Annotated in this window: 18 protein-coding genes; 12 read left to right on the top strand and 6 right to left on the bottom strand. The window is 65.4% G+C overall.

Annotation, left to right across the window (positions count from 1 at the left end):
• Nucleotides 1-83: 83 nt before the first annotated feature.
• Entirely contained in the window at nucleotides 84-3,209 is a 3,126-nt protein-coding gene (locus IEY31_RS04550; protein ID WP_188969469.1) for a DEAD/DEAH box helicase, read from the top strand.
• A 12-nt stretch (nucleotides 3,210-3,221) separates the two neighbouring features.
• Here IEY31_RS04550 and IEY31_RS04545 read toward each other — a convergent pair whose 3' ends face one another.
• A complete protein-coding gene (locus IEY31_RS04545; RefSeq protein ID WP_188969467.1) occupies nucleotides 3,222-4,448 on the bottom strand; it encodes a hypothetical protein in 1,227 nt (408 codons plus the stop codon).
• Nucleotides 4,449-4,519: 71 nt separating this feature from the next.
• On the opposite strand from IEY31_RS04545, the gene IEY31_RS19015 reads away from it, so the two are divergent.
• Nucleotides 4,520-4,834, top strand: a complete 315-nt coding sequence (locus IEY31_RS19015; RefSeq protein WP_188969832.1) for a DUF433 domain-containing protein — start codon at nucleotides 4,520-4,522, stop codon at nucleotides 4,832-4,834.
• On the opposite strand, the gene trhO is transcribed toward IEY31_RS19015, so the two are convergent.
• Together trhO and ilvA are read right to left on the bottom strand one after the other, a co-directional pair.
• On the bottom strand, nucleotides 4,729-5,628 hold the full coding sequence (gene trhO / locus IEY31_RS04535; protein WP_188969465.1) for an oxygen-dependent tRNA uridine(34) hydroxylase TrhO: 900 nt from the start codon (nucleotides 5,626-5,628) through the stop codon (nucleotides 4,729-4,731). The genes IEY31_RS19015 and trhO overlap by 106 nt on opposite strands.
• A gap of 64 nt (nucleotides 5,629-5,692) precedes the next feature.
• Nucleotides 5,693-7,243 (bottom strand): threonine ammonia-lyase, biosynthetic, encoded by a 1,551-nt coding sequence (gene ilvA / locus IEY31_RS04530; RefSeq protein WP_188969463.1) that lies wholly within the window; start codon nucleotides 7,241-7,243, stop codon nucleotides 5,693-5,695.
• A 268-nt stretch (nucleotides 7,244-7,511) separates the two neighbouring features.
• Between ilvA and IEY31_RS04525 the strand changes: the two genes are divergently transcribed.
• The 5 genes from IEY31_RS04525 to IEY31_RS04505 all read left to right on the top strand — a co-directional run bounded on the left by IEY31_RS04525 (nucleotide 7,512) and on the right by IEY31_RS04505 (nucleotide 13,016).
• Nucleotides 7,512-7,736 (top strand): RNA-binding S4 domain-containing protein, encoded by a 225-nt coding sequence (locus tag IEY31_RS04525; protein WP_188969461.1) that lies wholly within the window; start codon nucleotides 7,512-7,514, stop codon nucleotides 7,734-7,736.
• On the top strand, nucleotides 7,733-8,278 hold the full coding sequence (locus IEY31_RS04520) for a DUF1684 domain-containing protein (RefSeq protein ID WP_188969459.1): 546 nt from the start codon (nucleotides 7,733-7,735) through the stop codon (nucleotides 8,276-8,278). Before IEY31_RS04525 ends, IEY31_RS04520 begins: the two co-directional genes overlap by 4 nt.
• Nucleotides 8,279-8,356: 78 nt before the next feature.
• Nucleotides 8,357-9,121 carry a peptidylprolyl isomerase gene (locus IEY31_RS04515; protein WP_188969457.1) on the top strand — a complete coding sequence of 255 codons (765 nt, stop codon included), beginning with the start codon at nucleotides 8,357-8,359 and terminating at the stop codon, nucleotides 9,119-9,121.
• Between the two features lie 204 nt (nucleotides 9,122-9,325).
• Nucleotides 9,326-11,131 carry an ABC transporter ATP-binding protein gene (locus IEY31_RS04510; protein ID WP_188969455.1) on the top strand — a complete coding sequence of 602 codons (1,806 nt, stop codon included), beginning with the start codon at nucleotides 9,326-9,328 and terminating at the stop codon, nucleotides 11,129-11,131.
• 73 nt (nucleotides 11,132-11,204) lie between these two features.
• Nucleotides 11,205-13,016 (top strand): ABC transporter ATP-binding protein, encoded by a 1,812-nt coding sequence (locus tag IEY31_RS04505; protein ID WP_188969453.1) that lies wholly within the window; start codon nucleotides 11,205-11,207, stop codon nucleotides 13,014-13,016.
• Between the two features lie 91 nt (nucleotides 13,017-13,107).
• Here the strand turns inward: IEY31_RS04505 and IEY31_RS04500 are convergent, their stop codons facing one another.
• A complete protein-coding gene (locus IEY31_RS04500) occupies nucleotides 13,108-15,726 on the bottom strand; it encodes a BamA/OMP85 family outer membrane protein (protein WP_188969451.1) in 2,619 nt (872 codons plus the stop codon).
• A gap of 377 nt (nucleotides 15,727-16,103) precedes the next feature.
• On the opposite strand from IEY31_RS04500, the gene IEY31_RS04495 reads away from it, so the two are divergent.
• The 3 genes from IEY31_RS04495 to IEY31_RS04485 are packed head-to-tail and all read left to right on the top strand — an operon-like array spanning nucleotide 16,104 to nucleotide 18,852.
• Nucleotides 16,104-16,757 (top strand): YggS family pyridoxal phosphate-dependent enzyme, encoded by a 654-nt coding sequence (locus tag IEY31_RS04495; protein ID WP_188969831.1) that lies wholly within the window; start codon nucleotides 16,104-16,106, stop codon nucleotides 16,755-16,757.
• A complete protein-coding gene (locus IEY31_RS04490) occupies nucleotides 16,754-17,584 on the top strand; it encodes a DivIVA domain-containing protein (RefSeq protein WP_188969449.1) in 831 nt (276 codons plus the stop codon). The genes IEY31_RS04495 and IEY31_RS04490 overlap by 4 nt, the downstream gene beginning before the upstream one ends.
• Nucleotides 17,581-18,852, top strand: coding sequence for a cytochrome P450 (locus IEY31_RS04485; protein ID WP_229723317.1), 1,272 nt, complete (start codon nucleotides 17,581-17,583; stop codon nucleotides 18,850-18,852). Before IEY31_RS04490 ends, IEY31_RS04485 begins: the two co-directional genes overlap by 4 nt.
• 129 nt (nucleotides 18,853-18,981) lie before the next feature.
• Here IEY31_RS04485 and IEY31_RS04480 read toward each other — a convergent pair whose 3' ends face one another.
• Nucleotides 18,982-19,662 (bottom strand): hypothetical protein, encoded by a 681-nt coding sequence (locus IEY31_RS04480; RefSeq protein WP_229723316.1) that lies wholly within the window; start codon nucleotides 19,660-19,662, stop codon nucleotides 18,982-18,984.
• 29 nt (nucleotides 19,663-19,691) lie between these two features.
• A complete protein-coding gene (locus IEY31_RS04475) occupies nucleotides 19,692-19,895 on the bottom strand; it encodes a helix-turn-helix domain-containing protein (protein ID WP_151847641.1) in 204 nt (67 codons plus the stop codon).
• A 795-nt stretch (nucleotides 19,896-20,690) separates the two neighbouring features.
• On the opposite strand from IEY31_RS04475, the gene IEY31_RS04470 reads away from it, so the two are divergent.
• A complete protein-coding gene (locus IEY31_RS04470; RefSeq protein WP_188969447.1) occupies nucleotides 20,691-21,467 on the top strand; it encodes a DUF554 domain-containing protein in 777 nt (258 codons plus the stop codon).
• Nucleotides 21,468-21,599: 132 nt separating this feature from the next.
• Nucleotides 21,600-22,769 (top strand): DUF4384 domain-containing protein, encoded by a 1,170-nt coding sequence (locus tag IEY31_RS04465; RefSeq protein ID WP_188969445.1) that lies wholly within the window; start codon nucleotides 21,600-21,602, stop codon nucleotides 22,767-22,769.
• Nucleotides 22,770-23,095: the final 326 nt, after the last annotated feature.

Below are 23,095 nucleotides of genomic sequence, written 5' to 3'. Positions count from 1 at the left end.
CGGGGACTGCGCGAGATTCAGCCAGGAGCCCCTGAACGTCCGTCCGCACAGTCCCCTTTCCCCCAACCGCGTAAACTCTTCAGGTGACCATCTCCGCGCCCAACCTGTCCAAACTGCTGCCCGCCGCCCCGCCCGGAAACCTGCTGCTGCTGCCACAGGTGGCGCGGGCGGCGCTGTTCGCGGCCTTTCCCGGCCCGGCAGTGCTGCTGACGACCGCAGACCGGATTGGCAGCTACGCCTCGGCGGGGGCGCTGGGCGCGCCGGTGTCGGTCAATCCGGGCCTGCGCGACTGGGACGGCAAGCACGAACACGTGGTGCTGGACGTGAACACGGCGCTGGATCTGTTTCCTGCCCATCCCGAGGAGCACGCCCTGAGCCTGCGTGTGGGCCGCAATTACCCGCGCGAGGCGCTGCTGACCCGCCTGGAGCGCCTGGGCTACGAGCGCGGCGAGGAACCCGGCTATGAGCTGCGCGGCGATACGCTGGAACTGCGCCTGTCGCCCGGCGCTGGCCGCCCCGTCGACGCCGACGGTGACCTGTGGGTGCGGGCCGAGTTCTTTGGCGATGAGCTGGACACCCTGCGCCTGCTGGCCCCCGGCGAGCTGAGCGGCGAGAAGGCCGAGACCTTTACGCTGGAACCCACTGCTGACTACCTGACCGAGAGCAAATGGGACGCCACCCGCCTGGAACTGCTGCCGGGCCGCGTGTTTCTGGACTCGCCGGAGTTCTACGCCTCCAGCCTGGGCGTGCTGACCGACACGCTGTGGCCCCGGCTGGCCGGGCGTGAGGTCACCTCGTTTGGCCGCGCCCCGCTGGAGTTGCCCGACTTGGACACGGGCCTGAAGACCCTGGACTTCTACCGCGCCCGACTCGCCGATCTGGAACGCGACGTGGCCGAGTGGCGGGAGGCCGACTACCGCGTCCTGATTCTGGTGCGCCACGACCGCACGGCGGCGTACCTGGCCGACAAACTGCTGAACACCCACGAGATTCCATGGCTGAAGCTTCCGCGCGTGGAGGAAGGTGGCCTGGGCTTCCTGCGGGCCGGGGGAGAGGGCGGCTTCGTCATTCCCGAGCACCGCACGGTGGTCATCACCGAGGACCTGATTTACGGCTTTCAGGGCGGCTCCGCGCTGCGCGGCAAGCGGCTGTCGGGGCGTCCGGTCACCGACGCGCTGGGGCTGCACGTGGGCGATTACCTGATTCACCCTGAACACGGCATCGGGCAGTTCCAGGGCCTGGAGACGCGCACGGTGCTGGGCGTCACCCGCGACTACCTGAACCTGGAATACCGCAAGGGCGCCCGCCTGAGCGTGCCCATTGAACAGCTGCCGGTGCTGCGCCGCCATCCCGGCACCACCGACGATCCGCCCGTGCTGAGCAGCTTCGACAAGAAGGACTGGGCGCGGGCCAAGGACAAGGCCCGCAAGAACGCCGAGGAGGTGGCGGGCAAGCTTCTCGTCCAGTACGCTGCCCGGCAGGTCACCCCCGGCAACGCCTTTGCCCCCATTCCCGACTGGGAAAAACAGATCGAGCAGAACTTCCAGTTCGAGTTGACGGGAGACCAGCGCACCGCCCTCAAGGAAACCCTGAAGGATCTGGAGAAGCCCAACCCGGCAGACCGCCTGATTTCCGGCGACGTGGGCTTCGGCAAGACCGAGGTGGCCTTGCGGGCCGCGCACCGCGTCGTGGGCCACGGCATGCAGGTGGCCGTTCTCGTGCCCACCACCCTGCTGGCCGAGCAGCACACCTCCACCTTCGTGGAACGCTTCAAGGACCTGCCGGTGCGTGTGGAGGGGCTGTCGCGCTTCACCTCGCCGCAGTCCTCCAAAAGCATCCTGCGTGATCTGGCGGCGGGCAAGGTGGACATCCTGATCGGCACGCACCGCCTCCTGAGCGGCGACATCGAGTTCAACAATCTGGGATTGATCATCGTGGACGAGGAACACCGCTTTGGCGTGTCGCAGAAGGAAAAGCTGCGTGCGCTGCGGGGCATGCCCGACATGGCGGACGGCAAGCTGGAGATTCCTGAGGGCGTTAAGGCCGTGGATACCCTGGCCCTGTCGGCCACGCCGATTCCGCGCACTCTCTACATGAGCATGGTGGGCCTGCGCGACATGAGCAGCATCCAGACGCCGCCCAAGGGCCGCAAGCCCATCCAGACGGTGCTGGCCCCCTTTGACCCCAGCACCGTGCGCGACGCCATCATCAGCGAGATCGAGCGCGGCGGTAAGGTCTTTTACATCCATGACCGGATTGCCAGCATTGGCGCTCGCAGCCTGTACCTGCGTAACCTGGTACCGGAAGCCCGCATTGGCGTGGCGCACGGGCGCATGAATGAGGAGGAACTCGAGGAGATCATGCTGGGCTTTGAGGAAGGGGCCTTTGACGTGCTGGTGTCCACCACCATCGTGGAGACGGGGCTGGACATCCCGGAAGCCAACACCATCCTGATTGAGCGTTCAGATCGGCTGGGCCTCGCGCAGCTTTACCAGTTGCGCGGGCGGGTGGGCCGCCGGGCGCAGACCGCTTACGCCTACCTGTTCTACCCACCGCGCATGACCGAGACCGCGCAGCGTCGCCTGTGGGCCATTGCCGATTTGCAAGACCTGGGCAGCGGGCACCTGCTGGCCGAGAAGGACATGGAAATTCGCGGCGTGGGCAACATTCTGGGCGAGGAACAGCACGGGCACGTGCAGGCCGTGTCCATTGACGTGTACACCGAGATGCTCTCGGAGGCCGTGGCGCGGCTGAAAGGCGAGAAGATTCAGGCCCCGGTCAACATCTCCATTGACCTGCCCATCAACGCCCGCCTGACTCCGGAGTATTTCGGCGGTGACGACGAGGCGCGGATTGCCACGTATGGCCGCCTCTCGGACGCACGCACCTTGCAGGCGATCAGCCGGGTGGAGCGTGATCTGCGCAAGAAGTACGGCCTGCCCAGCCCGGATGTCCAGAACTTCATTGACCTTGCCAAGCTCAGGCTGACTGCCGCCGCCCGGCGCGTGCTGAGCATTGGCGAGACCATGACCGAGTTGCAGATCACCTTCGCCTACAAGGGCCTGGATTACGACGCCGCCGGACTCAAACGCTTTCCCCACAAGACCGAGGTGCAGACCTTCCCGCCCAGCGTGAAAATGGAAAAGCGGGGGATCAAGGTGGACGACTACGCGCGAATGATTATTGAACTTTTGGGGTATTTTGGGTGAGTTTAACGATGTTTAAAATCTTAGTAAATTTGATACAAGACCTTCATACTTGATAATCATATTTTCAAAATTATCGTCAGAGTTGGTAAAATTATCTATCCTCTCCTTATGCCTTGTCATTGAAAAGTAACTCTCCCATTCAGGAGCTGAAGTCACGATGCTGCGTATATTTTCCTCGGGAGATGCTAGGGGCATATATCCCCGTTGAAATAATAATGACTCGATTTTGAACACCTTGAGCATGTTTGAGTATCTTTTGTCATATGTCATAACGTATGGAATCATAAAGTTTGCATTGTGCGGGGCGGCAGAAAATCTTTCCAAAATTCTAGATATATGTAAATCCCAAGCTAAGCTACGTAGCTTTTTGAATAGCTTCGGATTATTCGGTTGTATGAAAGAGAAGAATGATAAGCTGGGATTCTCTAAAAAATATCTAGCATAAGAAAAATCTCTAAGCAGCATAAGTCCTATTTCTTTATCATATATTTCCAACAGTTGGCTCAGTTTATATGTATTGGACTTCCTAGAAGAGTATTTTAAGTAAATAGTAATCAACATAGAGAGATAGGTCAGTCGCCATAAGTTTGAATAAAAATTGGGATCAATAATTGACATTCTCTGCTTATTAATAACTACGTCGTCAATTCTTTGAAGAATAGTCGCTTTATTGCATTTGGCTCTTATTTTCCCCGTCCGCAGAAAATAAGCTTCATCTAGATCCTTCATAATCTCAATCGCCTTCATATTATTCAAAAAATTGTTACTAGAATAAATCTGATCATGGTTAAGGGCTTCGTGATTCTCCCAATAAAATAAATTGAAATCATAATTTATATTGTTTTCTACTAAATATTTAATCGTATGAAAGGCGATAAAGGAAGTATCATTGTTATATCCAAATATACAATTACTAATGTATTTTATTAGATTTAGATCAATACCCACCGAGTAATCACAGCTAAAATTTGCCTTTAGACCTTTCATATTTTTCTCAACGATTTCATTGTTAAGAAATATAAATCTATCAAATCTGAATAGACTTTCAATAAATACTTCCCCTAAATTTGGTATTTCAATTTTATTATCAATAAATTTGATTCTACTGCCTAGTTGATCTAATGACTTTATAAAATTGTATTTTTCCAATTCATCTTGAAGTGCATACCAGTATGGAAATATCAACGGTAGTTCCAAATCGTTTAGGGTGACAAATAGTTCAGATTCATTGAATTTCATAATGATGACTGTCCTTCCGTAGCTATTTTTTTCTTGAGCGGTCAGTCTTCATTACAGTGTAAGCTCGCCCCATAACTCTGCTAGAGCGCATTACATCTAATCCCGCGCAGTGTGATGGGCGGCCTTGCATCCGGGGAATGCGAATTCGGGTCAGCGATGTGCTGGATTTACTGGGCGCAGGCGTGGAAGCTGACGAGATTTTACGCGAATACCCCGACTTGCAACGCAAGGACATTGAAGCTGCTGTGCATTGGGCCGGATCCCAAACCCACCCGCACTTCTACACCTGCTGCGCGTCATACATCCGCTGCCGATCTCTAAACGCCGCCTTCTGTGCCTCCGTTGTCGCCTCCACACAGTTCGGGCAGCTCACGCCTTCCTCGTAGGCCGCATGCGCCCGCTCTGCCGCGCCCAGCGGCCAGCCGCACGAGTGGCATATGGCGGCCCCGCCCTCGCGCAGGCCGTGGCCCACGGTCACGCGGCCATCGAAGACGAAGCATTCGCCGTGCCAGCGGCTCTCAACTTCAGGCACATCTTCCAGATACTTCAGGATGCCGCCGCGCAGGTGCAGCACGTCTGTAAAGCCGCGCTCCCGCAGCAGGCTGGTGCTTTTCTCGCAGCGGATGCCCCCGGTGCAGAACATGGCGACGCGTTTGCCCGCCAGCTCTTCGGCGTGGGCGTCCAGCCACGCGGGAAACTCGCGGAAGCTGTCGATCTGGGGGTTGACCGCGCCCTCGAAGGTTCCGGCGCTGACCTCGTAACGGTTGCGGGTGTCCACCACCACCACGTCCGGGTCCGCGATCAGGGCGTTCCAGTCGCCCGCCTCCACGTACTGCCCGGCCTGGGAGGTGGGTTCGACGGGAATGCCCAGCGTCACGATCTCAGCTTTCAGGCGCACCTTGAAGCGCTTGAAGGGCTGTTCGGTGCTGTGCGATGTCTTGGCCTCCAGCCGGTCAAAACCCGCCGTCCGCAGGAAATCACCCAGGCCATCAATCGCTGCCTGTGTTCCGGCCACGGTGCCGTTGATGCCCTCGCCGGCGACGATCAGCGTGCCGCACAGGCCCGCCGCCTGCCCCAGTTCCAGCAGTTCGGCCCGCAGGGCGGCGGGGTCCGGCACGCGGCGGAACTGATACAGGGCCAGGACGGTGAAGGGAGCAGGGGAGGGGACAGCGGGACTCATGCCCTGAAAGCATAGCGGGCCAGCCGGGGGCGTTTGGACCGTAGGCGGCGGTTCCAGGCAGCTGTCAGGTGAGGAACAGCCGGTACGCCGGATTGTGGGTCATCTCGTCGGCGGGGTAGCCCAGGTCGTGCAGGAAGGCGGCGAAGTCCTGCTCATCCCCAGGCGGCACCTGAAGCCCGGCCAGCACCCGCCCGTGGGCGCTGCCGTGGTTGCGGTAGTGAAACAGGCTGATGTTCCAGCGCCCGTGCAGATGCGTCAGGAATTCCAGCAGTGCGCCGGGGCGTTCGGGGAAGGTGAATGAGTACACGCGCTCGCCCTCGGCCTCGGGGGCGCGGCCCCCCACCATGTGGCGGATATGCACCTTGGCCAGCTCGTCGCCGGTCAGGTCCGTCACGGCGTAGCCCCGCGCGGTCAGGGTGTCCACCAGTTCGCCGCGCTGCCCGGCAGAGGCCAGCTGCACCCCCACGAAAATCTGCGCCTCGCTGCGGGGGGCGTAGCGGTAGTTGAACTCGGTCACGGCCCGCGCACCGATCACCTCGATAAACTCGCGGAAGGCTCCGGCGCGTTCGGGAATGGTCACCGCCAGAATGGCCTCGCGCTGTTCGCCGATCTCGGCCCGCTCGGAAACATGGCGCAGGCGGTCAAAGTTGACGTTGGCGCCGCAGGTCAGGGCCACCAGGGTCTCGCCGCTCAGGCCGTGGTCCTCGGCGTACTGTTTGAGGCCCGCCACCGCCAGCGCCCCGGCGGGTTCCATCACGGCGCGGGTGTCGTCGAACACGTCCTTGATGGCCGCGCAGACCTGATCGGTGTTCACGCGCACCCAGTCGTCCACGTAGCGCCGGGTCAGGTCAAAGGTGTAGGCCCCCACCTGCTTGACCGCCACCCCGTCCACGAAGATGCCCACCGAGTCCAGCCGCACCCGCGCGTCTGCCTGCAGGCTCTGGTACATGGCGTCGCTGTCGTCCGGCTCCACCCCCACCACCCGCACGTCGGGGCGCAGGGCCTTGATGACACTGGCCACGCCCGCAATCAGTCCGCCGCCGCCCACCGGCACGAAGACCGTGTAGCCGCCCTGCGTCTCGATCTGGCGCAGCAGTTCCAGTGCCACCGTGCCCTGCCCGGCCAGTACCAGCGGATCGTCGAAGGGATGCACGAAGGTCAGCCCCAGCTGCCGTTGCAGCGCGTAGGCGTGGGTTTCGGCATCGGAAAAACTGTCGCCGTGCAGCACCACCTCGGCGCCACGGGCGCGGCAGCCCCCGATCTTGATCTCGGGTGTGGTGGCGGGCATAACGATCACGGCGCGCATGTTCAGTTCCTGCGCGGCGTAGGCCACCCCCTGAGCGTGGTTGCCCGCTGAGGCGGTGATGACGCCCCTTTGCCGTTGCTCCGGCGAAAGTTGCGCCATCTTGTTGTACGCGCCGCGCAGCTTGAACGAGAAGATCGGTTGCAGGTCCTCGCGCTTGAGCAGCACGCGGTTGCCGGTACGGGCGCTGAGCCGGGGGGCCTCACTGATGGGCGTTTCTACCGCCGCGCCGTACACCTTGCCGGTCAGCGCGAGGCGCAGCACGTCCATGGCGTCCATCTGGCCGGGCTCAAATTCCTGGGGCTGGGTCATGCGGGTGGCCTCCTTGCGGCATGTGTGGGGCAAAAAGAAGCCCCCGCGGACTGGGCGGAGGCAAACTCGTGGCAGCGCGTCGGCTGTCAGGTGCTGATCCCTGACCCGCCGGTAATTCGCGCCGTCTTCATGCCCACGAGCATAGGGGAGAGGCCGGGACTGCGGGCGGCTCAGGGGTAGACAAGGGCCGGGTTATGCGGGGTCCGGGAGAGGCGCGAAGGGATTTTGCGTCTCTTCTTTGCGCCGCCGCGCCTGCTACGCTGCCCGCATGACAGGCAGCCGAGAGACAGCTCAGAACCCACAGCGCGACACCATCGATCTTCAGGACTTCCTGAAAATCAGCGGGGTGGTGGAAACGGGTGGCGAGGCCAAATTCCGTGTGCAGGGCGGCGAGGTGCGCCTGAACGGCGAGATCGAGACCCGCCGACGCAAGAAGCTGCGGCGCGGCGACATCGTGGAGTACGCCGGGCAGACGCTGACGGTGAACTGGTGAGTTCCTCTCCCTACGAGGAGGCGCTGCTGGACTTTCGCCGCCGCAAGGATGAGCATTTTGCGGCCGGAAACGGCCCGGTGGACGCGGCCACGTTTCACGGCTTGCGCTACTACCCGCCGGACCCGGCCTGGACCTTCAGCGCCCCGCTGACCCTCACCCTTCCCGGTCCGGCAGCAGAGTTCACGCTGGACACCAACACCGGCGAGCCGCGCACCATGGCGCTGTACGGCACGGTCACGCTGCCCCTGCCCGGCGGTGAACAGACCGTGAGCGTGTTTGCGCCGTTGGGTGAGGAGACGCCGCAGCGCGTGTTCATTCCCTTCCGGGACGCCACCAGCGGGCAGGAAACCTACGGCGCGGGCCGTTACCTGGACGCGCCGCTGGCCCGCAGCGACGACGGCGACGCCCTCGTGTCGGTGGATTTCAATCTGGCGTATCACCCGTACTGCGCTTACGGCGACGGCTGGACCTGCCCGCTGCCACCGCGTGAAAATGTGCTGCCGGTGGCGGTCCCGGCCGGGGAGCGGCTGCCCGAGGCCTGAGCTTTCAACGCCAACGAAGGTGGCCTCCGCCGAAGGGGGGACGCCCGCCCACGCCGCGCTGCTCTAGACTGAGGCGCTATGACGAACGCCGTGAAGAACTCTGCCCTGATCCTGAGCGCCCTGCTGGCGCTGACCGCCTGCCAGAAGAAGGCGGACGAGACCGCCACCAAGCCGGATGAGACCACCACGGCTGAACAGCCCGCCGAGACGGCGCCGGCCACGCCTGCTGTCACCGCAGCGGGCGAGATTCCCACGGGCTATACCCTGGTCCCCCCCCTGAGCAAGGAGCCGGTGCGCGAGTTCAAGAAGGAACCCGCCATGGCCCTGCAGGACGGCCAGGACTACTACGCCCTGATCGACACCAGCCGCGGTCAGATTCTGGCGGACCTGTACGAGCAGGAAACGCCCGTGACGGTCAACAACTTCGTGACGCTGGCGCGTGACCGTTACTTCGATGGCATCCGCTTTCACCGCGTCATTGAGGGCTTCATGGCCCAGACCGGCGATCCCCTGAGCGTGGACGAGGCCAAGAAGGACCAGTGGGGCACCGGCGGCCCCGGCTACAGCTTTGCCGACGAGTTCCGCACCAAGCTGACCTTCAACTCGGCAGGCATCCTGGCGATGGCCAACAGCGGCCCGGCCACCAACGGCAGCCAGTTTTTCATCACCTTCGCGCCCACCGATTTCCTGAACGGCAAGCACACCATCTTCGGCAAGGTGGTCACGGGTGACGACGTGCTGCCCAAGCTGACGCGTACGATGGACGCGCAGAACGCCGAGGTGCCTGACGCCGAAGCCGATGAGATCCTGTCGGTGAGGATTCTGACCAAGGACAAGAGCTGAGGGTCAATTCCTTTCTGACCTGAGCTGGCCAGAGGGGTAGGCATTGCGCGGGGCCGAAACGGATCGAGATGGAGGGAGGGCCGCAGCGGCCTGCCCCTCCATCTCATATTTCGACTGGCGCAACCTTCATGGGCGCAGCATGGACACGCCCAAATGCGCCACATTGCGTATGCAATTGGGCGCGCGCCGCTCTAGCCTGTAGTGATGTCGTTGCCCGTTTCCCCTCAAGAACCTGCCGGGTCGTCCAGACCGTCCTCGACGCTGGGCGTGCTGCGGGTGTACCTGGGGCCGTTGAAGTGGCAGGTGGCTGGACTGGCTGCGCTGTTGCTCACCGGCACCGGCCTCAATCTGCTGCTGCCGCAGCTGCTCCGAACCTTCGTGGACAACGCCAAACTGGGCGCAGGGGCTGACGTGGGCCTGCTGGCGCGGCTGGCGGGCTTCTATATCCTGCTGGCGATTGGCGTACAACTGATGACGGCGGGGGCCACCTACGTGGGGGCGCGGGTGGGCTGGACCGCCACCAACCGCCTGCGCGTCGATCTGATGGCCCACCTGCTGTCGCTGGACATGCGCGAGCACAAGGAACGCACGCCCGGCGAGATGATCGAGCGCATCGACGGCGACGTGACGGCCCTGAGCAACTTCTTCTCCCAGTTTGCGGTGCGGGTGTTTGGCGCGGCGCTGCTGCTGCTGGGTGCGCTGTTCATGTTCTTCCGCGAGGACTGGCGCGTGGGCGCGGGCGTCACGCTGTTTACCCTGGTCACGCTGGTCGCCATGAACGGCGTTCGCAAGCTGGGCGTGGAACCCACCCGCCTGGAGCGCGAGTCCAGCGCCAAGCTGTTCGGCTTCGTCGAGGAACGGCTGGCGGGCCTGGAGGACATCCGCAGCCTGGGCGCGGGCGGCCACCACCTGAACGCCTTTTTGCGGACGCAGCGCACCTTCTTTACCCGCAGCGTCCGGTCCTGGCAGCGGCGCAGCGTCGTGTGGCAGCTGAGCATGGCGCTGTTCGCCGTCGGCTATGTGGGCGTGCTGTCGGCGGCGGTGGGCCTGTACACGGCGGGCGCGATCTCGCTGGGCACGGCCTTCTTGCTGTACCAGTACATGAGTCTGGTGGAAGAACCCATTGACCAGCTCACGCAGCAGCTTCAGGAGTTGCAGAAGGCCGGGGCCAGCCTGTTCCGTGTGAGCGAGATTCTGGCCCTGCGCAGCGCGATTCACGGCGGCAGCGCCCAGCTGCCCGAAGACGGCGCGCTGGGCCTGGAGTTCGAGAATGTGTCGTTCAGCTATTCCCCCGACGAGCCGGAGCTGCGCGGCGTGCTGCACGGCGTTTCCTTCAGCCTGCCTGCCGGACAGACCCTGGGCCTGCTGGGCCGCACCGGCAGCGGCAAGACCACGCTGACCCGGCTGGTCTCGCGGCTGTACGACGCCACCTCCGGCAGCGTAAGGCTGGGCGGCATGAATGTGCAGGACGTGGACCTGCACGGGCTGAGGCGGCGGGTGGCGGTGGTCACGCAGGACGTTCAATTGTTCCAGGCCAGCGTGCGTGACAACCTCTCGTTCTTTGACCCCCAGATCACCGACGAGGAGGTGGAGGCGGCCCTGCATGAAGTGGGCCTGGGCACGTGGCTCGCGCGCCTGAAAGACGGCGTGCACACGCCCCTGCCCACCGGCAGCCTGTCGGCGGGTGAGGCCCAGCTGCTGGCCTTTGCCCGCGTGATGCTGCGCGATCCCGCCGTGATCATCCTCGACGAACCCAGCAGCCGCCTCGATCCGGCCACCGAGGCGCTGCTGACCGCCGCCATGACCCGCCTGCTGGCCGGACGCACGGCCATCATCATCGCCCACCGGCTGGACACCGTGGCCCGCGCGGACCGCATTCTGGTGCTGGGCGACGGCGAGGTGCTGGAGGACGGCGCCCGCGCCGTGCTGGCCCTGAATCCAGCCAGCCACTACGCCGAACTGCTGCGGGCCGGCACGCTGGAAGAAGAGGGCGTGGGGGTGCTGGCATGAGTCCCGGTTCCTGCCTCTCGGTGCCTGTTCCGCCGCGTTCCCCCGACGTTTCCTTCCCCTCCGGAGCCTGTACATGACCACCGTTCCTTCCACCCAACCCGCCACCGCGCCGGACCGCACCTTTGCCCTGACCAAACGCCTGTTTGCGTACCGGCCGGCCCTGTTCGCCTTCAACCTGCTGATGTGGGGCCTGGTGCACGTCTCGCCCGCGCTGCTGGTGTACGCGGTCAGCGGCGTGTTCGCGCGGCTGGACGAGGCCGAGAACCTGCGGACGGGCGGGCAGGGCATCAGCCCGGCCATCGCCGCCGCGTGGACCTCGGTGGCGTGGTTCGCGCTGGTGCGGGCCAGCCGCTTCGGGCTGTTCTACGGGGCCTTTCGCGCCTTTATCGAGCTGTGGTACACGCTGGACGCGCTGGTGCGCCGTAACCTGCTGGGCTACCTGCTGACCGCCCGCCGCTCGCGCCGTCTGCCCGACACCCCCGCCGAGGCGGTCAGCCGCTTCCGCGACGACGTGGAGGACGTGGCCGGCTACGTCGAGGTCTGGATCGACAGTGCGGGCTTCGTGGTGTACTCGCTGGTGGCCATCGCGCTGATGGCCCGCGTGGACCCGCTGATCACGCTGCTGGTCTGCGCGCCGCTGCTGCTGATGGTGGCGTTCGTGCAGCGGCTCTCGCCCACCATCCGCAGCTACCGCCGCCGCATGCGCGAGGCCACCGCCCGTGTCACGGACTTTATCGGGGAAACCTTCGGGGCCGTCAGCGCCGTGAAGCTGGCCGCCCGCGAAGACGGCATGGTGGCGCACCTGGGCAAGCTGGGCGAGACGCGCCGCCACGCTGCCCTGCGCGACGTGCTGCTCACCGAGCTGATCCGGGGTGTCAACACCAACATGGTCAACCTGGCGGTGGGGCTGGTGCTGCTGCTGGGAGCCAGCAAGATTCGCGGCGGCGCGCTGGAGGTGGCCGACTTCGTGCTGTTCATCGGCCTGCTGCCGCGCCTGACCGGCAGCATGGGCTTCTTCGGGGACGCGATTGCCCGCCACCGCCGCACCGGGGTCAGCTATGACCGCATGACCCGGCTGCTGCAGGACGCGCCCGACACCAGGATCGTGGAGCACCACCCCGCCTACCTGCACAGCGAGCCGCCCGCGCCGCCCGCCGCGCCGCCCCGCTTGCCGCTGGAGGAATTGCGGGTCTCCGGCTTGACCGCCACCCACGACAGCGGGCTGGGCGTGCGCGACGCCAGTTTCAGCGTTCGGCAGGGCGAGTTCGTGGTGGTCACCGGGCGCATCGGCAGCGGCAAGAGCACGCTGCTGCGGGCGCTGCTGGGCCTGATTCCGGCGCAGGCCGGCACCGTCACCTGGAATGGGCAGACGGTGGACGATCCCTCCTCGTTCCTGGTGCCGCCCCGCAGCGCCTACACCTCCCAGATTCCCAGCCTGTTCAGTGACAGCCTGCGCGAGAACGTGTTGAGCGGCAGCGGGGAGGACCGGCTGGGCCGCGCGGTGCGGCTGGCCGTGCTAGAACCCGATCTGGCCCAGCTTTCGCAGGGGCTGGACACCCCGGTGGGCGCACGCGGCGTCAAGCTTTCTGGCGGGCAGATGCAGCGCACGGCGGTGGCCCGGATGCTGGCCCGTGACGCGGACCTGCTGGTCTTTGACGACGTGTCCAGCGCCCTGGACGCCCGCACCGAGGCGCAGCTGTGGGACGGCCTATTCCGCGAGACGGACGCGACGTGTCTGGTGGTCAGCCACCGCCGCGCCGCTTTGAGCCGCGCCGACCGCATTCTGCTGATGCAAGAGGGACAGATTGTGGATGAGGGAACGCTGGCCCAACTGCTGGACCGAAGCGAGGAGATGCGGGCGCTGTGGGCCGAGCAGCAGGGTTAGCCGGGAAAACCAGCAGAAACAGAAAATAGAGGGCGGCGCGCATCCCCAGTCAGGATGCGCGCCGATCTCGTTTTAATGCTCTAGCTTCTGTTCAGAAGAAGTTGCCGATGCGGAAGTAGAACTTGCCGCTCGCTTCCTTGGGGCTGTAACCGTAGTCGAAGCGCAGGCTGGGCAGCAGCGCCCCGCCGATGCCCAGGTTCAGCTGCACGCCCGCGCCCACGCCGTACTTCAGGTTGAAGTTGGGGTTGTCGCGGGTGCCCCAGGCGCTACCGGCGTCCGCGAAGGCCACGCCGTACAGGCCCTGGGCAATGCCGGCCTTGAGGCCGAAGTCGAAACGGTACTCGGCGCTGGTGGTGAAGTAGTTGGTGCCGAACTCCGAGCCATCGGACAGGCCGCGAATCTGGCGCGAGGCCTGGGGCGTGCTGCCGCCGCCGACCGCGAAGCCGGTGCCGCCCGGCGCGCTGTTCTGGTTCAGAATGGTGCCCGCGTTGGCACGCACGGCGAAGACCTGCTGCTTGTTCTTCAGGCCTAGATCCTTCTCCAGCGTGCGGCCGAAGCCGTAGTACGTGCTGCCTCCGGTCTCGACGTCGCTCCAGCGCAGCGGGGTCGCGCCCTGCCGCCCAAAGTTGTACCCGGCGTCCAGGTTGGCGCGGAAGCCGCTGTCCGGGAACTCGGGATTGGTGGTGCTGTCGTAGGTCAGGTTGCCGCTCAGGCGGGTGGTCACGCCGGCCTCGGGCAGCAGGCTCTGGGCCTTCTTGGCGTCGAAGGTGTAGGTCTGGTTCGGCTGGCCGTTGGTGCCCGGAATCTCGGTGCTGGTCTTGTCTCCCTCTTTCAGGGCCTCGAGGTAGTACGTCTTGTAGCTCACGCCCGCGCCCACGCTGGCATACAGGTACCGGCTGAGGTTGCGCCCGGTGTTGACGCTGAAGCCGGTGCTGCGCACGGTGTAGTCAAAGCCTGTGTCGGTGTTGGGCGGCGACCCGGTGGTGGCGGGCGTCTCGTCAGGACGGGTGAACACGGCATTGTTGCCGGTCACGCTGCTGCCCACCCCGAACGACACGCTGGTGCGGTTTTTCTGGAAGTCCAGGAAGTTCAGGTCCAGCCACGGAATCGTGTAGTTGACGCTGCCGTTGAAGTTCTGCCCGGCGTCGTTCTGCTGCGCGCCGATGCCCACCGTGAAGGCGTGGCCCAGTCCGAAGGTGTTGGGGTTGGTGTAGGCCGCGTCGCCGCTGAAGCCGCCCGCGAAGCTGTCGTAGGTGAGGCCCAAGCTGACCGGAATGCCCTTGGCGGTCTCTGCGATGCCCAGCACGTAGGTCACGTTCTCCGGGTTCTGCGGGTCGCTGCGGACGGTCTCGGTGGTCACGCGCACGAAGCCCAGACGGCTGATGCGGCCCAGCGCGGCGCTGAGGGTCTCGCGGTTAAAGGCGCTGCCGGGTTCGGGCAGCTCGCGCAGGATCACGCGGTCCTTGGTGCGGTGTGCTCCCTGCCACGCCAGCTCGTAGCCGACCAGCTTGACTTCCCGGATGTTGAAGGTCAGGGCACCTTCCTTGAAGCTCACCGCGTCGCGGGTGCTGATCTCGAAGCCCTGCTTGCGGTAGGCGTCGCGCAGCGCCAGGAAGTCGTCCTGGGCCAGCTGCGGGCTGTAAATGTCGCCCGCCTTGGTTTTCAGGGCCGCCTGCAGCGTGGCAGTGGGCAGCAGCGTGTTGCCGGTGATGGCGATAGTCTTGACCGGTCCGCTGGCCACGTCCGAGGCGCCAAACAGCACAGTGACCTCGCCTGGATTCTCGGGGTTGGGCTGCAGCGCGAAGCCCACCGGCTTGCCAGTCTGGTTGGCCAGGGTCCGCACGTCGGCCTGCAGGTTCGACAGCACCACGGGCTTGCCAGCCGCCGTGAGCAGCGTGGCCTTGGGATCCCCCAGGGCGCTCAGGTCCACGGCCGTGACCTTGCCCTCGATCACCTTGATCTTCAGTACGCCGTCCACCAGCGTGCTGTTGCGGGGGTCCACTCCAGCCTGCAGGAAGCCGGCGTCGTCGTATTCCATCTGCAGCTGCTGCACCGCGCCGTAATACAGGTCAGGCGTGAACTTCTTGGCGTCGTACAGCGGCTTGAACACTTCCGTGACGGTGGCGGCGGGCAGCAGCGCCACGCCGCTGACCTCCACGCGCTTGATCGGGGCCGTCTCGTCCACGATAAACGTGACGGTGACGGTGCCGTCGGCGCCCGCCTTGGTCTGGGCGCTGATGCTGGGCGCGAAGGGGTAGCCCTCGGCCTGATAGTTCTGGGCCAGCGCTTCCTTGGCCTGATCGACGCGCTGGGTGTTCAGCGTTGCGCCGGGAGCGATGTTCAGCAGTTCGCCAATCGACTTCTTGAAGGCGTCGGGCGACAGGAAGGTCAGGCCGCTGGCCTCCACCGCCGCAATAGTAGGGTTGGGGACCACGGTGACGTTCAGGGTGTCCTTGCCGGCCACCGTGCGCAGTTCGGCCACGGCGCTCTTGAAGTAGCCGGTGGCCACGACCTCCTGCTCGACGGCGCGCAGGTTGACGCTGGACAGCGCCGCGCCGGGCTGCACACTGAGGGTGGCGCGCAGGAAATTGGCCAGCAGATCGCTGGTTCCGGCCACGGTGATGTTTTGAACGGTGCCTGCTGTCTGTGCCTGGGCCACGGCGGGCGCAGCCAGAACGGCGGTCACGGCGAGCGTTAAGGGGTGTCGCATTCTTCTCCTAGTTTCGCACATCCTTGAACTCGCCCTGACCGCGCAAATGCCCGCTGGGGGGGGCGGGCAGGGCAGGGCCGGGGGCCGGATGGGGCGTTCACTGCGTCCACAGTTGCCGCTAGGCCCCTGAGAAGGGTGAAGGCAGGCCACGGGCGGTTAAACATTGCCCCCCTGGCCCCTGCCTGAGTAGGACGCGGCGCACTTGAGCCGGGCGCCGGGGTGGGTGAGAATGCAGAAGTGCCTTCTTTAAATTCGTTGTGTGGCGCCGTGCCAAATCCGGGCGCGGGCCGGAGAATCCATGTGGACGCTCAACGGTGCAGGCATGCGGACGCCGTGTCTGCGGCGCGGGCGTGCCCGTTCCCGCAGTGGCCCCGGCCATGAGCCTGCCGGAGGTCACCCTTCACCTGCGGGCGCTGGAGCAGGAGGCCGGACGCGCGCCGGGCAGCGCGAAACTGGTGGCTGTGACCAAGGGCCAGACCCTGGAGAGCATCGAGAAACATGTCCTGGCCTACGGCACCTTCCCGCTGGGTGAGGGCCGCGCCCAGGAGCTGCGGGACAAGGCGGCGCAGCGCCCCGAGTGGGAGTGGCACTACATCGGGCCGTTGCAGCGCAACAAGGTCAAGTACCTGCGCCCGGTGACGCTGGTTCACGCCATCGAGGCCGCGTGGCAGGCCGAGGCCATCGCGGAGGCGGCGGCGAAGTGGGGGCGGGCGCCGGACCTGCTGCTGCAACTGCACAACGGCGAGACGCAGAAGCATGGCATTCCGGCGGACGAGCTGGTGGATACCCTGAAAAGCGTGCGTGAAACGGGCCTGACGGTGCGCGGCCTGATGGTCATGGCCCCGGAATTCGGCGCCGACGTGGCGCAGGCCGAGGCCGAAAGCCGTATCCTGCGGCTCTTCACCGACACCGCGCGGCAGGCCCATGACCTGGGACTGGGTGAGCTGAGCATGGGCATGAGTGGCGATTACCCCCTGGCCGTCCGCGCAGGAGCCACCCTGGTGCGGGTGGGAAGGAGCCTGTTTCAATGACATCCGACACGACACGAGACCTGCCTTCAGAACTGACTTCCGGCAGCACGGCCCGCCGGGATTCCAGCCGGCTGACCCCGCTGGACATCCGCCACCAGGAATTCCCCCGCAGGTTTGGCGGCTACAACCGCGACAGCGTCCGGACCTTCCTGGCCCAGATTTCCGACGAGCTAGAGGGCCTGCTGGGCGAGCAACTGCGCGAGCGCGAGACGCGCACCCGGCTGGAGCGCGAGCTGGAGGAACTCAAGGCGTCCCAGGACCAGATTCGCCGCGCCGTGGTGGCCGCCGAGAAGATGGGCCACGACATGCGCGAGAACGCCACGCGCGAAAGCGAGCTGATCGTGGCCCACGCCACCGCCCAGGGCGAGGGCATGATGCGCGAGGCCCAGGCCCGCAACGTGGAGCTTGAGGCCCAGCACGGGGCGCGCATGACCGCCCTGGAGGCCACCTTCCACTCCCGCTTCGCCGATCTGGAGCGCGAGCACCACCAGTTGCTGCTGGAGCGCGAGCGGGTGCAGACCGAGCGCATCAACGCGCTGGAACGCGAATTCAACGACCGCCACACCGAGTACACCTCGCGGCTGGCGGGGGCGCGGCAGGAATACGTGCAGTTCCTGGGCGGCTACCGCGCGCTGATGGCCTCCTTTTCCGAGCTGTCGGCCCGGCACGTGCTGCCGGATGACCTGGCCCTGCCCACCTCCGGGCTGCCCAGCCAGCACCTCAAGGGCAGTGCGGCCCGCCGTGAGCTGTCTGAAGGGCCGGATGCTGCCGCAGAGCAGGAGGCCACCAAGGACACGGCCCTGCTCGACGGCCACCAGTTCCTGTGACGGTTTTCCCGGCCCTGTCCGCACCGGGCCTGCCGCGCGTGCAGCTGCCGGTGGCGGACCCGGCGTTCATCCAGAACCCCTATCCGCTGCTGACCGAGTTGCGCGAGGGACAGCCGGCCTTTCTCGATCCTCACCTGAACCGGGTGGTGCTGACCCGTCACGCCGGGATCAGTGCGGTGCTGCGCGACAGACGCTTTGGCCGCAGCGCCCTGCACCGTTACTCGCGTGATGAGCTGGGCTGGCCGCCGCCGGATCCCGCGCAGGCGCAGTTCGATGCCTTCAACGGCAACCACATGCTGGACAGCGAGCCGCCCAAGCACACCCGCCTGCGTTCGCTGGTGGGGCTGGCCTTCACGCCGCGCCGGGTCGAGCGGCTGCAACCGCGCATCGAGGCGATTCTGGCCCGGCAGTTGCGCGGTCTGGGGGCCGGCGGCGCTTTCGATCTGGTGGCCGACTACGCCGAACCGCTGCCCGTCACGGTGATTGCCGAACTGCTGGGCGTGCCGCCTGAACACCGCGCCATGCTGCGGCCCTGGTCGGCTGCCATCGTCCGGCTGTACGAGCCCAGCGCCGGACCGCAGGCGCAGGCCGATGCCGAACGCGCCGTGCAGGACTTCAGCGCCCTGCTGCGCGACCTGGGTGGGCAGCGCCGCCGTCAGCCGCAGGACGACCTGATCACCGCCCTGGTTCAGGCCGAACAGGCAGGGGACCGCCTGAGCGAGCAGGAGCTGATCGACACCTGCATTCTGCTGCTCAATGCGGGGCACGAGGCCAGCGTCAACGGGCTGGCGGCCGGGGTGCTGGCGCTGCTGCGGCAGCCCGAACACTGGGACGCGCTGGTGGCGGCGGCCCCACACGAGGACAGCCTGCCCATCTTCCGCCGCGCCACCGAGGAACTGCTGCGTTTCGATACGCCCCTGCCGATGTTCGAGCGCATCGTGCTGGAGCCGCTGGAGTTGCATGGCGCGGCCCTTTATCCGGGGGACCGCGTCTCGCTGCTGTACGCCAGCGGCAACCGCGATCCGCGCAGATTTGATCAGCCCGGCGCCCTGAATCTGAACCGCGATCCCAACCCGCACCTGACCTTCGGCCTGGGCATCCACTACTGTCTGGGAGCGCCGCTGGCCCGCCTGGAACTGGCCCTGAGCCTGCGGGCGCTGTGCCGTACCCTGCCGGGGCTGCGGCTGGCCAACGCGGACGAGCCGGGGCAGTACACCGGCGGCTTCGTGATCCGGGGGCTGGCGAGGCTGGACGTGGTGACGGCTTGAGGGATGCGGTGACCCGGCAGTGGGGTAGATCAGGGACGCACCAGCCAGATCACAATCGTCTGGATGGTGCTATGCGCCCGTCTCTCCGAGGGTCGACGCTTCAGGTGTCGGTTCCGCAGGCATAGCTTGCTACAGAGCTGGACTGAAGTCGCGCCACCACACCGCTGCCAGTTCTCCGTCCGCCGCTTCAGCTCTGGCGTCCGCCGTCCTCGCCAGGGCCAGCAAGGCCAACACACGGGCCGGGCTGCGCGGCAGACTGCGGTCCAGGGCCTTCTCCGCCGTCCGCAGACCCTTGGCCCCACCCAGTGGGAGTTGAGCGTGGGCCAGCACGGCCAGCAGATGCGCGTCGCTGGGCTGCCCCGTTCCCTCTGCCACTTTCAGGCCCTCGGCCAGGGCGCGCAGGGCAGCGTGAGGCCGGGGCAGCAGTTGCTCGCCGCGCAGGGTGACGGCGGCGATCACGGCCCCGACATCGCCCTCCTGGCGGGCCAAATGAAGGGCATGGGAGGCCGGCCCCTCGGCCTGTGCACCCGCAAGCTGCCACTCGGCCCGGGCGCGCAGCACGGCGGGACGGGCGGTGTCGGGCAGGGGGCGCAGCACAGACAGCGCCTCTTCCGCCTGCCCCAGCCGCAGCCATGCGGAGGCGTGCGTCAGCGGGTCAGCCTCGCTCCACAGGGCGGCCAGCCGGGGGCGACCCAGACGCAGCGCGTGACGCGCCAGCACGGACTGGTGTTCAGTCGTAACCTCGCCGAAGAAGGCAGCGGGCTCGCCGCGTTCCAGCGCGGCAATCAGGGTGGGGGGCGCCTTGGCCATCGCGCAGCCAGCATAGCGCCCCCCGCTGCCTACGCGCTCAGGGCTAGGTCCAGTCCCAGGAACCGCCACAGGGCGCGGCGCGGCACGCGCAGGCCGCTGGGATGTTCCACGGCGCCCAGGCGGCCATCGCGGATCCAGCGGCGCACGGTACGTTCGTGGGTGCCGGTGAAATCGGCGACCTGGCGGACCTTGAGCAGGGTGGGCAGGCTGTGGAACTGATCTGAAAGGGTCATCGTGGACCTCCCAAAAAGAGCGCGGGGCCGCCACACGGCAGCCCCAGACAGGATTTGATTTCAGTGTTCAGGCCCAGGTCTGTCTCAGGCCAGGCCAAAACAGCGCCGTCGCCCGGTCCGCCACCCCACAGGGGTACGGCCACGGAACAATCCTCGGTGCGTTTCAACTTGGGCGGAGAGTACCACACGCGGTGTCAGGCGAAAATCAGGCCCCCACTGGGGGTGGGCATGTGTCGATGTCCCAGTTCAGTGGTGTCCAGGCCGGATGTTTCGGCCTGGACGTGTGAAAACTCCTATTGATGACAGCGTGTGATGCATATTGGGCAAAGCGAGCATTTATTTGTGGTTTTCTCATCCCCGCAAATCGTGGAGCTGAGGACGCCATGCAGATCAGCACTGGCCGTATAGATTGGGAACCGGACAAAAGTCTGAGTATTCACGGTCATATCGGCGTTTTACGATCCCGATTGAGCGTCCAGTCGGAACAGGCCCTATGCAGCTTGCGTCAGGGACGCCCAAATTTTTACGGGAGTGGCAGCTATGCGTGTATGGCCGGAGGGAGGGCACAGCTGGTATGCAGTCCAGAGATATCGACTCTGACGGTCTTTTTCCTCGCAGGTGAATTTTGTCCGGTTCCCAATATAGAGAATCGACGATGGCTGCAACCAAGTGCGGCGCTCCCGTGCATGCAGGGTTCAGCAGTGGGTCCGGAATGGGGGAGCCGTGCTGGTGGAGATGGGCTGCATCGGCCCCACCTCTGACCCCGCGCCCAGGGCACGCGCTACCCTTCTCCCGATGAGCCTCCTCTCGCAACTGTCGGGTACCTTCGTGAACGTGGTCGCTGTGCTGCTGGGCACGCTGCTGGGCCTGACGGTGGGCGGACGCCTGCCCCCGCAGACGCAGCGTTCGCTGCTGCAGACCCTCAGTCTGGTCACACTGTTTATCGGTCTGGACATGGCGGGCAGCCTGAACCGGGTGTCGGCGGGCAGCGTTCCGGGCGTGATCCTGGCGCTGGTCAGTCTGGCAGCGGGCGTGGTGATTGGCGAGGCGCTGGGGATCGAGGAGCGTCTGGGCCGCCTGGGCGAGACCCTGCGTCGGAGCTTCCGGGGTGAGGGCCGATTTACCGAGGGCTTCGTCGCTGCCAGCCTGCTGTTCTGTGTGGGGCCACTGACCTTTGTGGGTGGGCTGCAAAACGGCCTGACCGGCGACGCATCGAGCTACATCCTGAAAAGCACCCTGGACGGCATTGCCGCGCTGGCGCTGGCGGGCGCGTACGGCATCGGGGTGGGCTTCAGTGCCCTGACCGTGCTGATCGTGCAGGGGGGCATCAGCCTTGCCGCCGGGGGCTTTGCCGCCACACTGCTGGGGGGCGCGGATCCCGAGACCCTTAAGACCAACCCCTATGTCCTGATGCTGACGGGGGCCGGCGGGCTGACCATCATCGGCATCAGCTGGAACCTGATGCTGGCGGGCCTGGGCCTGGAAGACCGCCGGGTGCGGGTGGCGAGTATGTTGCCCGCGCTGCTGCTGGCCCCGCTGGCGCTGGCGCTGGCCCGCCTGATCGTGGGCTGAGTGGGCTGAAGCCTTCTGGGCCACGGCCACAGAACCACCATTTTTTCTTAATGATCACGACCTATCAGTGCGTCGTCAGATTCAGCCGGTACCTTGACCGCATTCAATACCAGCTTCAAGGAGGTTCCACCTATGCGCCACATCAGCATTCTGACCCTCGGCGCCCTGCTCGTGGGCACGGCCAGCGCCAGCGACGCCAAACTCAGCGCCCAGAGCATCATCGTCAACCCCGCGCAGCCGGACCTGAACGTGCAGGTCTGGACCAACCGTGACGCCAGCGGTGAGGCCAACCCCACCTACCAGATCGGCGAGCGCATCAGCGTGGGCATCAAAACCAACGCCGACGCCTACGTGTATCTGTTCAACGTGAACGCCGACGGGGCCATCGACCTGTTCTTCCCCAACCGCTACGAGGACAGCAACTACGTCAAGGCCAACACGGCGCGGGTGTTTCCGGGTGGGGGCGAGAAGTACAGCCTCAGCGTGGGCGGCCCGGCAGGCCAGGACAAGCTGCTGGCTGTGGCCAGCGCCACCAAGCTCAGCCTGGACGACATCTACCGTTTTGAAAGCCAGCAGGACTTCGCCACCGTGAACGTCAAGGGCCAGGATGGGCTGGCGCAGGCACTGAGCATCACGGTCAACCCACTGCCCGCCGATGGCTGGACCACCGACACGGCCTTTTTTCGCGTCGGTACGGTCGCGCAGACGCCCCAGCCTCAGCCCACGCCGACCACCCGCATCCAGCCGGGCCAGCGCGAGAATGGCGTCTTCGACAGGGCCATGGTGGACGCCTACGCCCGGCTCAAGGGCGAGGAATCGCTGGGCAACGCCACGACCTACGCGGTGCCCTGGGGCAACGGCTGGTGGCAGAAGTTCAACGGAATCGGGGCCTACGGCGACGCCGCGCTGCTGCACGCCGACGGCAGCAGCCGCTCGTACGCGGTGCATGGACGCCTGCTGGAACGCTATCTGGCGCTGGCCCGTGCCGAGAACGGGGCCACCCGCCCGCCCAGCCGCCTGGGCTGGGCCGCCGGCGACGAGAAGGTCATTCCCCAGAACCGCTACGGCACCACCGGCCTTTACGGTTTCTTCCAGAACGGCGCGCTGTACGGTTCCGAGAAGTACGGCACCTTCTGGCTGACCGGCCCGGTGCTCAAGTCCTACCAGGGTCTGGGCGGCAGCGGCAGTTTCCTGGGCTTTCCCACCCGTGACCAGTACCAGCTGAACGGCGCGTGGGCCGCCGATTTCGAGGGCGGCACCATCCGCACCGTGAACGGAGCGGTCAAGATCTACCGCAAGTAAGCTCCACCCTCAAACCAACCCCTCTGCGCCGGGCGTGACTGGACACCCAGTTCGTGACCCCACGTCCGGCTCCTTTCCCCCAGCCTCGTGCCAGAGGCCGGGTTCCAATCGGCGCGCTTTTTCGGGCCAACGATCTGTCCCGGCGCAACGGCCCCTCGACCCTCTATCCCAACCGAAATCCAGGGCAGGACGCCAGAACCCCCCGACTCCGTGGCGAGTGTGGGGGGTTTGGCTGTTGCCGGTCAGGCTGGGGGTCTGCCTCATACGAATCCCGGTTAATTTGTTACACGAGGCCACCAATGGAAGAGGGTCAGGGAGCGCACCCG

It is taken from the genome of Deinococcus aerolatus (assembly GCF_014647055.1).
Lineage (GTDB): Bacteria > Deinococcota > Deinococci > Deinococcales > Deinococcaceae > Deinococcus > Deinococcus aerolatus.
Note: the sequence above shows the minus strand (reverse complement) of the source record. Positions and strands in the feature narration are given on the sequence as shown.